Genomic DNA, 15718 nt, shown 5'->3' with positions numbered 1-15718 from the left:
AACGAGGTGGTCTACGAAGTCCTAGACGCCGTCACTGGCGAGTTTTTAGAGGCTGACGGTGAGGATGTCGAGTTTGTGACTGACGCGGAACATGCTGCTGATTACGTGCGTGAGAATCCTCCGAATTACGAAGCGCCGATTAATTACAGCGATAAGCCGTTTATGTCCGATTGGATGACGTTTATGTTCGGAGGTGAGACGGTAATGAGCAAACCGAAAGAGCCACGCAAGCCGACTGCACGGGAGTTAAGCGCAATGGAGGCTGACAGACGAAAGGCCGAGCGAAAGGAGCGCGCAGAGAAGATTGATAATTTACTAGATTTGCGGATTTGGGCGAGCGAGATGCTGGAGAAGACGGGTAACGAGGAGTTTGGCGATCGGGTGATGGCTTTGGATGCGAAATTGAAGAAGTTAGTTGAAACGGAATAATTGACCTAAAAACCGTCATAAGAGGAGGAAAACAAAGTGAATGAAGTGGTTAAGTTTTTAGAAAATATCATCGAAGATATGAATGATATTAATTGGTGTATTGTTGGTCTGACAGACTACAAAGAAGTGACAGGGGTTGAAGAGGTTTACGCTGAATTACCTGATGGTTCAATATTTGACAAACAAGATGATTATTATCTCCATCAAGTCCAACACGGTGATGATTTTTATTCAGGGACGATTATTTACCCAATCACAGATAATAAAGCAGTTATTATTCATTACGATTGCTAATGCAGATTCCGAATAAATTCCGAAAAAGTTTTATAAACAACTGAACCTTTAAAAATATCGTGTTACTATAAATTTACGGAGGTGAGCGAATGCACTATACGCAAATGTTGCTAAGTAAAGCGATCGACGACAATAACGTCCAAGTGCTGACAAAATACGGCATAACAGCGAAGGATTGTTCTACGGAGGGTGATAGGCAGACCCTCCGGTTTATCCTTGATTACGCTGAGAACAATAGGGGGCAAGCGCCATCGTACGCAAATGTTACAGCAGAGTGCCCGGACTTTGTATATACACCAATGGTCGGAGAGTCCTACGAGTATTTAGCGAAAGAAATTAAAAAGCACTCGGCAAAAGTGCAGTTTGCGGAGCTGGTTAACGGCAAGCGTGACGAAAAGACCGGTAAGGAAACGCCAGGACTATTCGGAACAAAATTCGAAGAACTAGACGGAAATAGTTTCCTCGAATGGTTGCAATCAGAGGTAGAAAGTATTAAACTAAGTACAAACACACGTTCGCAAGTTGGGACGAACATCAAGACGGATGGATCAAAATTCCTAGCTGAATACGAACGGAGAAAAGCCGGCGAATCCTTCAAGGTATGGCAGTCGAAGTTTCCGTTCATTAACGAACAAGTCGGCGGATATGTGTCGTCAAACGTTTACACCGTTTACGGCAAGTCCGGGCGAGGAAAGTCCGTCATCACGCTCGAAGAAGGTATCGAGGCGGCGATGCAAGGTGCTAATGTGCTTATATGGGCGATGGAAATGGGATGGTTCGAAGTGCTCGTGCGTATTTACGTAAGCATTTCGGCCCGCCAAGGCTTGACGACCGCCAATATGCACGGACTTAACCTAGCGGCAGGATTCGATTCGACTGAGCTCCGACATGGAAAATTAAGCGATGAATTCGAGGCAGCCTTTCGCGTTTTTGTCGAATGCCTAAACGAAGATATTCCGGGCAATATAACGGTCAGAGCCGTTGATGATGACGACTTTTACAGCCGTGATTTAAAGGCGCTTGAGGCGGACATTCTGGAAACGAAAGCCGACGTCGTAATAATCGATCCGTTCTATTATCTCGACTATGAAAAGAATACGTCGAAAACAACCGGCGGCGACGCGGCCAATACCTCGATGAAATTGCGTAGGTTGGCGGGAAAGACTCAAACGGTTATTTTTGCAATCACCCAGGCGGAGGAAACAGCGGAGAACGAGGACGGCGACGGCAATCGCGAACTTGAACTTCCGCAACGTAAGGACGTCAAGAAAACGAAGCAATTATTAGAGGATGCCTATCTATTAATCGGAGTTGATACGGATTATAAACAAGGGCGCGGCTTAATCGGCTTGAATAAAGGTCGCGACGGAGGTGAAGGAATTAACGCGGAAATCATATACATCCCACAAGTCGGAATAGTCCGTCAACCCGAAACAGGTGAATCAGCGGTCAGTCAATTCAATTTTTAATGTAAATATTACCAAATGTAACAATAATGTAACAAAAGACATGTTTCGACAAATTATACCCCTTTCCAACAATGAATAACAATCGTACTATTAAATTAGTTAAATAAGTTAACAAATTTTCGACAGGAGGATGGGCACATGGAAATCGATATTCGCGCAGAACTCGAAAAGTTTACATGGACAAAACCGCGATGGTCATCCGACAAGCTAATCGCGGCCAGCCCTTTCCGCTACGATCACTCTCCGTCCTTTTTCGTCCGACTCGAGACATACGGCGATTATCCAGCCGGTACATGGGCCGACTCAGGAGCGTACGATGATGAATGGCGAAGCGGCAACTTCGTCAAGCTATTGTCCTTTTTGCGAAACGAAACGTATGAAGAGACTGAGGAATACTTGCGAGGAGAATACGGTTGGCAAGATACAAACGAAGAAGGCATTGTTAAATTAATTCCGATTAACTTACGCATTCAGCGAGCTAGGCAGTCATTGGATGCGGACGTTTTAACAAACTACAACGAGGACTATACGTATTTAAAGAAGCGAGGAATCAGCGAGCGCGTCCAGCGGCAAATGGGCGTGCTCTATGATCCGCAAGGCAGAGCGGCGGTGATACCTTGGAATTTAACGGAAAAAACCATCACAAGTGTGAAGTACCGCACGGTCTACGCAAAAACGTTCTGGTACCATAGAGGTGGGCGCCCCATTCGCGAGCTAGTGTACGGAATTGAACGAGCTGGTCCTACTACGGTAATATGTGAAGCGGAAATTGACGCAATGAGTTGGATGGAGGCTGGTTATTCAGCGGTGGCTGTCGGAGGGGCGAGTTTTAACGGTTGGAAACGAGATTTAATATTGCGATCGCCAATCGAGGAGTTAATTATTGCTACAGATAACGATAAAGCAGGCGGCAAACTGCGAAAGGAAATCGAAGCGATGATGCGTGGGCATGTGCGCGTGAGGCAGGCGTATGTGTCGGGTGATGTGAAAGACGCTAATGAGGCGCTGGTAAAATTGGGTGTTGATACATTAAGAGCCGCGGTCGAAAGGTCGGAAAGTACATGTTCCTTGAAAATTAAAATACGTTAATTTACGTACTGAGGTCCGGGGTAAGGCTAGCGAAAATTATTTTCGTTTGCTCTTACCTTTCGCTTCTTGTACCGGTATCCATTCGTATAAATCGTCGATGCTACAATTCAACACGGAAGCAATTGTTTTCGCGCTGTCTATCCACATTCCGTGTTTACCTCTTAGATTACGCACCTTGTCGTTTATATACTGTTTACTCATACCGGTTTTGTCAGCGAGATCCTGTTGAGTCATGCCTCGCTCGTCAAGAAGCTCCTGTATACGGCTCCTTCCGACCTTATACGTAACAAACACCTCCACATGGGAATGCAAATACATATTAACTTAATTTAGTTTTATTGGCAATATTTTCTTTACATGCGCATGCGCATGTGATATATTTTATACATAAAAGGTGCGTATGCGCACATCAAGGGGGCTCATTGTCATGTTAGAAAATATAGTTGGAGTAAAAGAAGCAGCCGAACTTTGGGGTCTTAAAGATTCTTACGTTAAAAATCTGTGCGCACAGGGAAAGGTTAAGGCAAAGAAAATCGGAAATGTTTGGGTAATTGATAAAGCACAAGAAAATCCTAAGAAGAAATAAACTTTAAAAAAGGGGCGGCTGAGGGGTGATCCTATCTACTATAGAAGAAGCGCTAGATACAATTGAACCTAGAATCTCATGGAAGGATATTGCAAATGCAGCAGGTATTACAAACAGCGCTCTTTCACATTTTAAAAAAGGAACAGAATTAAAATTTCCAACACTCCTAAAGATTGCTAAGTTTATTTTTAAGAATAAATATTTTTCAACTTTTAAATCATGGTGTATAAACTTCCAACAGCCTATGAATATTCGATATGCAATGGAATTCCTAGCTGTCAATAAATTAATTGATGAATTAGAAGAGTTAATAAAGAAGGTACTAAAATTACGTCCTAATCAAGAATTGGTTGAATGGACTAAAGCATATAAAATTCAAATTATGTATCTTAGACGAGAACCAACAGCAAAAATACTGAACGAAATACGCTTATTTTCACCTAAGTCTGTAGAGATTAAAGTATTAATGAACATACTTGATGCTAGTTGTAAGAACAGATTTGGTGACTATGATTCAATGGCCTCCGTTGTTGATGGACTTATGGATACTCTAGATGAGATTGATGAGGATTTTGTCAAAGAATCTTATAGTATACGCGTCAAGGAGTTATTAGCTTACGTAAATTTATTTACATACAATAAGCCAGAGGTAGCAAGATCCTTTGCCGAAGAAATTATTTCTTCAGATTTCTGCGCGACATTAACTGCTCACTCTTATTATATAGTAGGAATGTCGTACTTGTTTACAAATTACGACGAGTGCTTGGGCAACATCATGAGATACAGAGAATCGTTAATACTCCTTGGCAGAGAGGTAGACGCAAAAATAGTAGATGAAAACGATTTGCCTTTCATTAATAGCGTATGGAGAAAACATAACGAAAGACCTGTAACAAGCGACATTTCCGAAATTGCGCATTATGAAGCGATGTTGGGCGACAAGCAAGTTGCAATAAAGTTAATTGATGATGTGATTGCAAAAGAGGGCGCTAATGGATTTAAATTATACTACAAAGGACTAGCAACCGGTGATAAATCACTGTTTATGCAATCAATCGTTCACTTCACTAAACAGAACGGAAAATTCTATGCGAACTTGCCTTATCAATATGTAAAGGACGACCCAACATTTGCCCCAATCGCAAACCTACTATTAAACGGTTGAGGAGATGGAGAAAGTTGAAAAAAATCTTGGGAATTATTATTGTAGCTGCTTTGTTAATTGGTGGAACAAAAGCTGTGACAAAATCTAAGGAATTAGCGGACCCTGGCAAAGGCGGTCTAAAATCAGTGAATATGTCTTACGATCCAGGTAAAGGCGGACTATAAAAACTTAATAAAGCCCAAGTACGAGAAGGAGGACAGAAGTCCTTCTTTTTTTCATTTTTATTACATAAGTTGAAAGTTTTCCCAAAAATAAAAAATACTAAACTTTCTAAATATTGGGGACTTGCGGTGATATATTAAGGACATAGAGTACTTGTATTAACGTACTTTAAAAAAATAATGAAAAAGTGCGCGAAGTTAAAAAGTCACACTTATTATTAAGTGAAGCCACGATAAAAGGAGTGTTGAAATGAATAACGAGCAACTTAATAACCTGGTGCTTGAGTATCGAAGAAATCGCAGCGAGATACTTTTCGAAGAGATATACGCTACGGTATCGGCAAACTGGCGAAACCTTGGAACGATCGGAAAATCGATCCGAGCGAGCAAAGCGGAAACCATAGCGGCTTACGAAGACACACTTATGAATTGCATCGAAAAGTACGACGGTCGGGCTGATTTCGTCAATCTGCTACACAGGAGCCTACGATACAAACGATCCGACATCTACCGAAGAAAAAAGCGACTTTCAGAGTTCGAGGTATATATCGCACCAGTTGAAAACGAAGACGGTTCGGAGGCGGCAACCTTCGAAATCGCAGACGAGTTCATCCTAGAAGAACAAATTACCGCAAAGAAAAAAGCCGATCAACGGCAATTGATCGACTCTCTTCTGAACGGTGCGGATGCTACAACGACGGCAATCGTTGAGGCGTTCCTGGCTCACCCGAAACCAACAGCGACGGCAATCGCGAAGGAATTAGGATTTCACCATTCGAAAGTTACACGCGCTTTGAATCGCCTGGCGGGCAAATTCAGTACCAAACAGTTCGGAAATTACGAAGACTATTTGATTGCGCTTTAAAATTTAGAGGTAGTAAGGCACTTAGGCAATGCGTCTTACTCCTCGCTTCATTTTATCAAATTAATTTCGGTTTGTATATACGGTGTCATTACACCTTTACACAAACTTAATGTTACACGTTAAAATAATACTCGTTTTATCACAAAAAGGCAAGGCAAAAAGGAGGCTGCGACGTTGGGAAAATATTCAACGAATCGTTACGCTAATTATTATATGCCAACCGACGTAAAAGATACATCGTTATTGCGACAAATTAACCGGCTAAAGAACGACCCTATTAGGTACTACGAAGGAGAAAACGAAAAGGTTTCGCTTCAGCCGATAAAGGCGGTGCGACTAGGATGACGGGGAGTTTAATATTCGGTACGTATTTATTACTGGTAGCTGCGTGGGCTAGTTGGGAAATTTGGCGCGAAGCTGGTGACGGAGAATGATCGTAAACCTGGCGGAAATCAAACGAAAGAAAATAATCGCAATGTACGTAAAGTTTTACGGAACAACTTACGATGAGACACGCAAGGCGACGCAATAGTCGCCCGCCCGCCGGAGAGTACGAAGATGACCGTTAGGTAAGTTTGTCGCTAGGATGCTGCTTAATAGCTGTTCTAGTCTCGGTTATAGAAATTCGTGCTTTGCGACGGGTGTGGGCGACGCCGATACTCGAAATAAAAATCGGAGGATGATAGTATGGCTCAGTTTCAAAGCGGCGCTGATGCGCTAAACTCACTAAACGCCACAAACGAAGGAGGTAACGGAAATAAAGCTGAATTCGCGTCTTTCAAAAGCGGGACCACGTATAAGGTTCGCGTACTAGGTACTGCCGACTTAATCCGTTTCTATTCTTACGGAATTTTTAAGAAGGTGAACAGCTTCGTAGCGCAAAACCCTTCAGTCCGCAACGCAAGAGGTTTCGCAGAGTCAAACTTTACTCCGTGGGATCTAGCGAGCAACTATTACGCTGATCTAAAGAAGAAAGCGGAAGAGGCCGGTCAGGCTGCGAAAGCTGAAGAGTTCAAAACGGAGGCAGCGAAGTATCGCGCAAAGGAACGCTATGCACTCGGATTTATCGACTTAGCAACTGGCGAACCAATTATCGTCGACTTATCGAAAAAGCAAGCGCAGGGAGTTCACGCAGTCATCAAGAAATACGAAGCAAAACTCGGCAAGCTTGCGTTTGAACTAACGAAGGCAGGCAGCAGTACGGCAACGGTCGTAAGCTTATCGCCAGTTATCGATATGGACGAAGATTTAACGGATGCTGAGCGTGCCAATTTCGCAAAGCAAGAAGGCAAGGCGTTCGATATGACGTTGTTTGACGGACTTCTATACGAAGCGGACGAGAAAACGCAGATTGAAAACTTGGTGGCGGCAGGGTTTGATATCACGCTAATCGGCTTGAGCATTGGCGCAAGCAATGACGGACAGCAAGGCGAAAAAGAATTCAACTTTTAATGGAGGCGATTAAATGGCGCATGAAACGCAAATAACCGGAGCAATATCAGAACTAACCGCAGCTAAGGCGTTAATGGAGGGAATGGGGTGGGAGGTTTCAAAACCTCTCGTCCCGGAAGTTTACGATTTCCTAGCGCGTGATCCGGCCAACGGAAAAGCTTACCGAATCCAAGTTAAAACGTTACGCATCCGTGCCGACCGTGACAACGCGCTTGTAATTTATGCTCGTAAAGGCAACGGCAAGCCATACACGAAAGAGGAAATCGATTATATAGTCGGGGTAGATGGCAATCGTGCTTTTATGTTCGAATGCGAAAATTTATCCGAGTATTGGTCGACGGAGCAGACAGCAAAGAAACGTTGGATTGAATTATCAAATATAAAATCGGAGGCTGTTTAATAATGATTGTCGACACTTGCGCTAACTGCGACTCACCAATCAGCGAAGGCAAGCGCGTATTACACGACGATCACGCCGAGCTCCACTTTTGTGATGCGCAGTGTTTTCGTGAGTGGGCGGAGGATAAAGGCGCAGAAAAGGTGATGGCGTTTTACCGTGCGCTAAATATCTCCGAAGTAAACTATTAAGGAGGCGGTTAACTTGACGCCTAAATTAACGTTAAATTTAAAGGCGGATACGACAGCGGCCGAACGCGTCAAAGTGGCAGCAAAGAAAAAGGCGGACGCTACGGAAACGATTGAAGATGCCTGGGCGCGGATACTCGATATGAGAAATACCGAAAGTGATCAGGCGAAATTATTAGAAGTACGGAAGGCATTCGCAGAGGGCACGATAGGCAGGTCGCCCTCTGACGCTTCCAAGCGGTTTAGTAAGGCGGAGGCTTTACGCTTGTACAAACAACTGGCGGAAAGTCAGCGTGAGGCAAAGTTGGCGGAGTTGGTTGCGAATACTCCGGCCAATTACGTATTAGTCGATTCCGTAAAGAAATTGCTCGAAATGAAGCATTATTTCTTGCGAGTTGGCGATGAGGATACAGAATTAATCGCATTTGACTGCGAGACATACGGCGAGAATAATGGGGCGCTAGACCCGTGGCGCGGCAACGTTGCGGGATTCTCAGTTTCCACTCGTAAAATGAACTTCTATGTACCGTTAAACCATACCGAAAAGACTGGGTTTAGCGATACTTTTGCGGTAAATGAATTAAAATTGATTCTCGAAAACACTCCGTTAATAATGCATAATGCTCCGTTTGATTGTAAATGGTTCGCGGTAAAATACGGAGTTAACTTGATTGACTCATTACACGCAGATACACGAATAATGGCTATGGCACTCGACGAAAACCGCGATCACCGTTTGAAGAACTTATTGACGGATTGGCTGAAGCAGCCGAGCGATAATTTCGACGAGTTGTTTCCGAATGTGCAATTTAACGAAGTGCCTCTCGAAGTGGCGTTGCCTTATGCGGCAGGCGATACCGAGAAGACACTCGCGTTATACGACTGGATTATGCGTCATTTAAACACGGATAAGTTAGCTGATATTAAACGCTTGCTATTCGAAGTCGAGATGCCGGTATGTCGCCAGTTCATTAAATCAGACATTCGCGGCATTAAATTCGATACGGACCACGCTGCAGAACTTGACGCAAAACTTGCTATTGAAGAGGCGGAGTTACACCGGAAGATAATCGAGTTGTTTGGCGAAGAAATCAACCTAAATTCACCGGCGCAGCTTAGCAAGAAACTATTCGGTGACTTGAAGCTGACGGACCACGGAAAAGGTTCGACGAACAGCCGTTTTATGAAGAAGTTAAAACGCGAGCATCCGGTTATTCCGTTACTGCTCGAATATAAGGAAATCGGAAAGCTACGATCGTCCTTTACGCAAAAGTTACCGAAGGATGTTAAATTTGACGGTAAAATTCACCCTTGGCACAACACTTACGGGGCAGCGACTGGACGGTTCACTTGCAAGGATCCAAACACGCAGCAGATACCGGCTAAACGTCCGGAGATTCGTCACTTATTCTTAGCGACCGGACCTGACCGCATTCTAGTTTCGATTGACTATTCGCAAATTGAACTGCGTGTACTTGCGCATATGGCTAACGAAACGATACTGATTGAAGCGTTCGAAAAAGGTCAGGACATTCACTCGACTACGGCGGCTTTGATTAGCGGATACACTTACGAAGAAATTGAAGCGAATAAGGACGTCGACGGTAGTCCGCATCAGAAATACCGGAAACAAGCGAAGATAGTAAACTTCGGGATCGTCTATGGTATGGGCGCGGGCAAACTTGCTGATACGTTAGAGATTTCGAAGAATGAAGCGCAAAAGATTATCGACGACTATTTCAAAGGTTATCCAGGAATCAAACGCTACATGGACGAACAGCATGCGAAAGTAATGAAGCAAGGTTTCGTTACTGATATATTCGGACGGAAACGACGCTTGCATAACGAGGTTAAGTCGAAAGAACGTTTCCGAGTATTTGGCGCTCAAAGGCAGGCCGGGAATTTTCCGATACAAGCGAGTGCTGGCTCGATATTAAAGAAGGCGATCGTCGACTTGCAACCAATCATTCCAAAGTACGAAGCATATATTCTGCTCCAGTGCCATGACGAATTAATCCTTGATTGTCCTCGTGACATTACACGCGATGGTTTAGACGAGATTAGACGCACGATGGAGCAAGCTGTGAACCTACGTTGCCCAGTACGCTGTGACCTAGAAATAAATCCAAAAAGATGGCTTGAAAAAGTAAGCGAGGAGGAATTTTATGGGGAAGTTTAGTCGAGTCGGTAAGAATGCTAAACTCGGTGATGGAACACTTATTCACACGCATAGAAACTCAAGTGCTTTATTTACATCAACCGATATCGATGTACTAAAAGTAAAACAAATGATGTGTTTTATGGAAGGGATTACTCATACAGACTTCAAGACACAGAAATCGGGTTATGGCGGTAAGAAAACCATATACAAATTCGCGACTAGAGTACACGAGAGGTTGACTGAAGTTTCTAACGCAAGCATAGAAGAAGTAATTAACGATTTAGATGAATTCGATTTAGCTTTGTGGTTTCTTGATGACGGCAGTTGGCATAAAAACAAACACATTATGCACCTCTACTCCAACATGCTGAACGAGAATCAGACGGACTTGTTAATTAATAAAATTGAAAGTCTCTATGGTATAGCGCCAAGAAAACGGATCGACAGAAAGAAGGATGGCCGGCAATTCTACTACCTTTACTTCTCGCGTGACTTGGTTAAGCGGTTTAGACCTGAGTTTAAAGAAACAGTTATTAATCTAGAAATACCGTCTATGTTCTATAAATTTGGCGGTCTTGAATATAAGGAGGCTAACTAATGATTATCACAATTAAGAAGTTTTCAAAACCTGGATGCACACCTTGCGCAGCCCTAGCAAATTACATCGGCGACATCGACCTATTCAGTGCAGGAGCAACGCTCGAAAACATCGACATCACCGAGCGCCCGGAAGTCATCGATCAATACGGCCTAACATCAGTTCCGGTATTAATTTTTGAACGCAACGGCCTCGAAGTCCATCGCCTAGTCGGTTTGCGACCAACGGAAGAAATCATTGACGCAATTGAATACGCAAAGGTGGTGCGCTGATGAAAACGGTAAAACTGTCGAAATATCAATCCGAAATTATATCCGCACTGAAAGAAGACGGCGTATTTCTTTGGACGAATGAAGGCGCAGGCTTTCGCGCTTGGATAGGTGATATGAACGGAGCCATTATCGATTATGTACGGGTTCGCTCTGCTGAAGCGCTTCATAAGGCGGGAGTAATACGATTAGTTGACGGAACTTATCGCGAAGGACTATTTAAGTATGAGTTGGTGCCCGAATGATAGCCGTAAATTTCGCGCTAGTCATGGCGATTGTGTACTTTTGCGTACCGGTCGCTATGCCAGGCGTAGAGTTAACGCTGATACAAGCGGCGGCGATTACGTTGCTTGCGTTCGTGTGGCGGTTATTGCTGACGCCGGAGCCGGATCAGCCGAAGGTGTACTTGATTAATGCGGAAGAAAAAGAGGGGGACGAATAATTGACGAATATAAACGAAATCGCGCAACAGTTTACGAATTTCTTAAATACGTGGCATTCCTTCCGAGAGCCTTACGATACGAAGTTAGATATCGCGCTACACGAGGCCTATGCGAAGGAGATGCGAAAGTATAAGCCGATTGATTTCAAGTCGGCACCGTACTTTTCGCCAAGCTCAGCCGGATCCTCTGACCGAGAGCTGTACGTTAAAGCTCTTAAGATGCCTCGCGATGAGGACGTGGTAAAGCCTTGGCAACGCAGATATACGGCACGGGGAACGGTAGTGGGCGATTGGTTGCAGCGTGAATTATTGCTTGCGGAAAGGCACTACGAAAAGTTTACCGGAGAAAAAGTTCCGTTTAAAATCGCCAGGACAGAAGAAGGCGCTCCGTTCTTCGAAGATTTCGTAAAGACTCAACGATTTATCGAGCATAACGGACAGCGTTTCAGCCTGTTTGGAACTTCGGACGGACTACTTGAGTACGTCGACGAAGAAACTGGCGAAATTAAACGCATCGGACTCGAAATCAAATCGAAGCAGACGTCGTATAGCGAGACGGGATTCCAACGCATGAAAGGACCAAAAGAAGATCACGTCAAACAGGTTACTTGTTACGATTTAATGTACGGACCTCTCGACGGATATCTCATCGTCTACATTAACTGCTCGATTAAGGCGTGGTTTATGTCGGATGAGGAGCATGAAAAGGCGCCTGACTTCCGAGTGTTTGGCGTTGAGATTACCGATGAGATGAAAACGGAAATTCTCGACAAGTTTGCGTATGTGACGAAATGTGTTGCGGATAGAACTTCGCCAGCGCTCGACCTTGAGACATTCCGTTTCAATAACTTTAAGCGTAGCTGTGCGCAGAGTCTAAGCGATGAGGAATTCGAAATACTCAAGGCGCAAGTTAAACGTGCCCAACGGTCAGGGCTTCCGCAATGGAAAAAGGACGGATATTATGAAGCGTTTGAGTTTATACGCGAGGTACGTGAAAATGCGGGTGCTTAGTTGGGACACCTCGCTATCTTTACCAGGAGTCGCCATCATCGAAGTTAAGAATGGCAAGCCACGAATTACTGCGCTATCACACGTAAAAACCGACTCGAAAACGCAATCGCATGGACTACGTGCCGACATCGTCGAATCATGGGCGACCTTATTTATCGCTGAACACATCGGCAAGAACGGATTTGACGTTTGTATCCGTGAAGACTTTAACGGTCAGTCATCAACGCAAAACTATCCGGTCTTTGCTGCATGGTCCGGTATAGAACGCGCAATGGATAAATTCGGACTTAGTTTCGTGAAATGGACGGAGGAAACGAAAGGCGGACGAAAGAAAACGTCGCTCGGACCTTCGCCTTCTAAAGTAAAGCTGATCGTTTGCGGAAGTGGTAAGGCTGAAAAAGAAGAGGTGGCCGAGGCCGTTAGAAACTATACCTGTTACACTGGCGAATTTGCAACACCGGACGAAAGTGATGCAGCCGGGATTGGGCTTGCGTATCTGATTCGCGAAGGACTGATTAAAACATGACCGCCGAAGAAACATACCGCAAACTGCTAGACGACATTCAACGTGAGCTCGTCGAAAACGAACGCGATTTAAAAAGGGTGGCGGAACGTTACGACGAGCTTATGGTCGAGCGGCGCAAGCTAATGAAGGGGTATCACGGAATATTAGACGAAATGGAGCGGATTGAATGACGAAATTATTAACGAATGAATTTATCGAGCAATACCCGGACTTTCCTGCGCATATGAACGCGCTAGGTCAGTTCGTTTATTACAGAACTTATTCTCGGTTTTTACCAGAAAAGAAGCGCAGGGAGACATGGAAAGAAACGGTTAGGCGTGCGACTGAGTATAACGTAGGGCTTGGCGTTAAACATTTAAAGAAGATTGGTTTTCCGATAGATTACGAGAAATATCGCGAAGAGGCCGAAGAGTTATTCGATAGCATGTTTAACTTGCGCCAGTTCTTATCGGGCCGAACGCTTTGGGTGGGCGGAGCTGAAAACGGAGTGGCCGACAAATATCCGTTAGCGAATTTTAACTGCAGTTTCGTTAATATTCGGAGCTGGGACGATTTGGGCGACTTGTTCTACTTGTTGCTCGTTGGCACTGGCGTCGGATTTAAGAGCACGAAAGAGTTTGCGGCAAACCTACCGCCGATCAGAACCGATGTTGCCGTAAAACACGAGTTATATACGCAGCGTTATCCGCTAACTAAAGAGCCGAATACTTCGCTACACATTATTGACGAAGGTACAAAGGCGGTCATCCACGTTGGCGATAGTAAAGAAGGCTGGGTCGAATCATTACGGACATTCTTCCGGTTACTTACCGAGCATCAGTACGAAGCAATTAAATCTATATCGATTTACTACGATTATATTCGTCCGAAGGGCGCTCGCTTAAATACGTTCGGGGGAACTGCGTCAGGACACGAACCATTACGCGAAATGTTCGATGGCATAACGAAAGTGCTGCGTAATGAAATTGATCCTTCATTAGCACCACTCGAAGTGCACGGCTTTTTAGCTGACGAAGCAACTGGTCTATACCAAGACAAGGGCTATCGAAAAGTACGTCCGATTCACATTCTCGATATCGGCAATCTTATCGGAAATAATGTCGTGGTTGGTGGAGTAAGAAGGACAGCGGAAATATTCCTTATGGATGCCGACGATTACGAATCTATATTCGCCAAGTACGGAATTAACGGACTATGGGACGAAGCAAAACACCGAGCGGTTATAGAGAAGGTTAAGGCGGTCGGCTTGACGGATGTTGCGCAATGGCTCGAAGGTATGACGCTATTTGATGCAAATGTACGCCCACTTCATCATCGTCGTATGTCGAACAACTCCGTCGCGTTTACCGAGCAGCCGTCTCGCGGACTATTAAACCTGATATTTACGATGATGCAAGCGGAAGGTGAGCCTGGATTTATCAATCTTGAAGAAGCAAGAAGACGCAGACCAAATGCGGAAGGATTAAACCCGTGTGCTAGTTCTAATTGATTTTGGCTCACGTTAAAAACCGAATCTGATTGACTTGGAGCCGTAACGTTAAGACGACGGTAACAGGGCGCAAGGGTAATGCCAGCGTGAGAGACTGAGCGATTCGGAGCGAAAGCTATGCGACAGTCCGAACCTTCGTGAAAACGGAGCAACAAATGGAAATCTTACTAGACTCATATGGCGTATGTAACTTAACTACCGTCAACATGGTAGAGTTTGTCAGCGAAATAGACGGCGAATATTACATCGATGTGACTGGCTTGCTCGACGCTCAACGTCGTTCAGCACGCGCCGGCCTTCGTATGACTTTGGCGGAGCTTGAAATTCCGCACTGGAACGCGGTCCAACAACGTGACCGACTACTCGGCACATCGCTAACAGGCGTAAAGGACGCAATGGCTATGATTGATTATACGGAGCAAGAAGAGGCGCACTTACTCGCTATGCTCGGGCAAATTGCGCGTGATGAGGCGGACGAATATGCGAAAGAAATGCGTGTCAGCAGTCCGTTATTGGTCACGACAGTTAAGCCGGAGGGCACTATTTCGCAGGTGGCCGGCGGAGTATCGAGCGGACTTCATTGGTCACATTCACCGTATTATATTCGCAGAATCCGTATTAACGCTGCCGATCCGTTAGCAAAAGCGGTGCAAAGTATTGGCTGGGCAGTTAATCCGGAAGTGGGAACGCCTGGAGAAACGCATGAAGAACGTATGGCTAATGCAAGAACGCTCGTCATCGATTTCCCTATCGCAAGTGGAGCCAGCGTAACAAAGGACGACGTAACTGCTCGAGAGCAATTCGATACGTACTTCCGATTCCAGCGTCACTATACCGAGCACAATTCGTCTAATACGATTCATGTTAGACCGGAAGAGTGGGCAGAGGCGGAGCAAATCGTTTGGGACGGATGGGACGAATTTACTGCAGTTAGTTTCCTCGCTTATGATGGCGGTTCTTATCAGCTCGCACCATACGAATCCATTACGAAAGAGCAATACGAAGAAATGGCGGCCAAATTAACGGAGTTTGATCCGGCCATTCTGCAGCGCTATGAAACCGGAGAGGACAGCGACCTAGAAGGAATGGACGGTTGTGAGGGCGGAGTTTGTCCTATCAGATAGAAT

The 15718-nt window shown here is 44.8% G+C and carries 21 protein-coding genes and 2 pseudogenes; 22 read left to right on the top strand and 1 reads right to left on the bottom strand.

The window, feature by feature from the left end; translation table 11 throughout:
• Positions 1-6: 6 nt before the first annotated feature.
• The 4 genes from ACO1D1_RS19490 to ACO1D1_RS19475 all read left to right on the top strand — a co-directional run bounded on the left by ACO1D1_RS19490 (position 7) and on the right by ACO1D1_RS19475 (position 3281).
• A complete protein-coding gene (locus tag ACO1D1_RS19490) occupies positions 7-429 on the top strand; it encodes a hypothetical protein (RefSeq protein ID WP_423336789.1) in 423 nt (140 codons plus the stop codon).
• 36 nt (positions 430-465) lie between these two features.
• Entirely contained in the window at positions 466-723 is a 258-nt protein-coding gene (locus tag ACO1D1_RS19485) for a hypothetical protein (protein WP_423336788.1), read from the top strand.
• Positions 724-812: 89 nt separating this feature from the next.
• Positions 813-2192 carry a DNA helicase gene (locus ACO1D1_RS19480; protein ID WP_423336787.1) on the top strand — a complete coding sequence of 460 codons (1380 nt, stop codon included), beginning with the start codon at positions 813-815 and terminating at the stop codon, positions 2190-2192.
• 360 nt (positions 2193-2552) lie between these two features.
• The gene (locus ACO1D1_RS19475; protein WP_423336786.1) at positions 2553-3281 is read left to right on the top strand and encodes a toprim domain-containing protein; all 729 of its coding nucleotides are present in this window, start codon (positions 2553-2555) and stop codon (positions 3279-3281) included.
• 36 nt (positions 3282-3317) lie between these two features.
• Here the strand turns inward: ACO1D1_RS19475 and ACO1D1_RS19470 are convergent, their stop codons facing one another.
• Positions 3318-3599 (bottom strand): helix-turn-helix transcriptional regulator, encoded by a 282-nt coding sequence (locus tag ACO1D1_RS19470; RefSeq protein ID WP_423336785.1) that lies wholly within the window; start codon positions 3597-3599, stop codon positions 3318-3320.
• A 109-nt stretch (positions 3600-3708) separates the two neighbouring features.
• Between ACO1D1_RS19470 and ACO1D1_RS19465 the strand changes: the two genes are divergently transcribed.
• The 18 genes and pseudogenes from ACO1D1_RS19465 to ACO1D1_RS19380 form a co-directional block, all read left to right on the top strand.
• On the top strand, positions 3709-3867 hold the full coding sequence (locus ACO1D1_RS19465; RefSeq protein ID WP_423336784.1) for a helix-turn-helix domain-containing protein: 159 nt from the start codon (positions 3709-3711) through the stop codon (positions 3865-3867).
• A 25-nt stretch (positions 3868-3892) separates the two neighbouring features.
• Positions 3893-5032 carry an AimR family lysis-lysogeny pheromone receptor gene (locus ACO1D1_RS19460; RefSeq protein WP_423336783.1) on the top strand — a complete coding sequence of 380 codons (1140 nt, stop codon included), beginning with the start codon at positions 3893-3895 and terminating at the stop codon, positions 5030-5032.
• Between the two features lie 14 nt (positions 5033-5046).
• Entirely contained in the window at positions 5047-5196 is a 150-nt protein-coding gene (locus ACO1D1_RS19455; RefSeq protein WP_423336782.1) for a hypothetical protein, read from the top strand.
• Between the two features lie 247 nt (positions 5197-5443).
• Positions 5444-6058: a hypothetical protein gene (locus tag ACO1D1_RS19450; protein WP_423336781.1), complete on the top strand. Its 615-nt coding sequence runs from the start codon at positions 5444-5446 to the stop codon at positions 6056-6058.
• 174 nt (positions 6059-6232) lie between these two features.
• Positions 6233-6403 (top strand): hypothetical protein, encoded by a 171-nt coding sequence (locus tag ACO1D1_RS19445; RefSeq protein WP_423336780.1) that lies wholly within the window; start codon positions 6233-6235, stop codon positions 6401-6403.
• Positions 6404-6745: 342 nt separating this feature from the next.
• Positions 6746-7510, top strand: coding sequence for a hypothetical protein (locus tag ACO1D1_RS19440; protein ID WP_423336779.1), 765 nt, complete (start codon positions 6746-6748; stop codon positions 7508-7510).
• Positions 7511-7523: 13 nt separating this feature from the next.
• Positions 7524-7910: a hypothetical protein gene (locus ACO1D1_RS19435; protein WP_423336778.1), complete on the top strand. Its 387-nt coding sequence runs from the start codon at positions 7524-7526 to the stop codon at positions 7908-7910.
• A gap of 2 nt (positions 7911-7912) precedes the next feature.
• Positions 7913-8098 (top strand): hypothetical protein, encoded by a 186-nt coding sequence (locus ACO1D1_RS19430; RefSeq protein WP_423336777.1) that lies wholly within the window; start codon positions 7913-7915, stop codon positions 8096-8098.
• Between the two features lie 13 nt (positions 8099-8111).
• On the top strand, positions 8112-10274 hold the full coding sequence (locus ACO1D1_RS19425; RefSeq protein WP_423336776.1) for a DNA polymerase: 2163 nt from the start codon (positions 8112-8114) through the stop codon (positions 10272-10274).
• Positions 10261-10854, top strand: a complete 594-nt coding sequence (locus ACO1D1_RS19420) for a hypothetical protein (RefSeq protein ID WP_423336775.1) — start codon at positions 10261-10263, stop codon at positions 10852-10854. The genes ACO1D1_RS19425 and ACO1D1_RS19420 overlap by 14 nt, the downstream gene beginning before the upstream one ends.
• Complete coding sequence (locus ACO1D1_RS19415) at positions 10854-11126, top strand: thioredoxin family protein (RefSeq protein WP_423336774.1); 273 nt, start codon at positions 10854-10856, stop codon at positions 11124-11126. The genes ACO1D1_RS19420 and ACO1D1_RS19415 overlap by 1 nt, the downstream gene beginning before the upstream one ends.
• Positions 11126-11368, top strand: a complete 243-nt coding sequence (locus tag ACO1D1_RS19410; RefSeq protein ID WP_423336773.1) for a hypothetical protein — start codon at positions 11126-11128, stop codon at positions 11366-11368. Before ACO1D1_RS19415 ends, ACO1D1_RS19410 begins: the two co-directional genes overlap by 1 nt.
• A 40-nt stretch (positions 11369-11408) precedes the next feature.
• A complete protein-coding gene (locus ACO1D1_RS19405) occupies positions 11409-11537 on the top strand; it encodes a hypothetical protein (RefSeq protein ID WP_423336772.1) in 129 nt (42 codons plus the stop codon).
• 28 nt (positions 11538-11565) lie between these two features.
• Positions 11566-12576, top strand: a complete 1011-nt coding sequence (locus ACO1D1_RS19400) for a hypothetical protein (protein WP_423336771.1) — start codon at positions 11566-11568, stop codon at positions 12574-12576.
• Positions 12563-13102 (top strand): hypothetical protein, encoded by a 540-nt coding sequence (locus ACO1D1_RS19395; RefSeq protein ID WP_423336821.1) that lies wholly within the window; start codon positions 12563-12565, stop codon positions 13100-13102. The genes ACO1D1_RS19400 and ACO1D1_RS19395 overlap by 14 nt, the downstream gene beginning before the upstream one ends.
• Positions 13099-13272: a hypothetical protein gene (locus ACO1D1_RS19390; RefSeq protein ID WP_423336770.1), complete on the top strand. Its 174-nt coding sequence runs from the start codon at positions 13099-13101 to the stop codon at positions 13270-13272. The genes ACO1D1_RS19395 and ACO1D1_RS19390 overlap by 4 nt, the downstream gene beginning before the upstream one ends.
• Positions 13269-14579, top strand: a pseudogene (locus ACO1D1_RS19385) (ribonucleoside-triphosphate reductase, adenosylcobalamin-dependent); the annotation flags it as partial. The gene ACO1D1_RS19390 and the pseudogene ACO1D1_RS19385, both read left to right, overlap by 4 nt.
• A 170-nt stretch (positions 14580-14749) precedes the next feature.
• A pseudogene (locus ACO1D1_RS19380) lies at positions 14750-15715 on the top strand (ribonucleoside-triphosphate reductase, adenosylcobalamin-dependent); the annotation flags it as partial.
• Positions 15716-15718: the final 3 nt, after the last annotated feature.

The sequence above is a fragment of the Neobacillus sp. 19 genome (assembly GCF_049463095.1).
In the GTDB taxonomy this organism is placed as follows: domain Bacteria; phylum Bacillota; class Bacilli; order Bacillales; family Cytobacillaceae; genus Neobacillus.
This window is presented reverse-complemented; position numbering and strand designations above follow the sequence as displayed.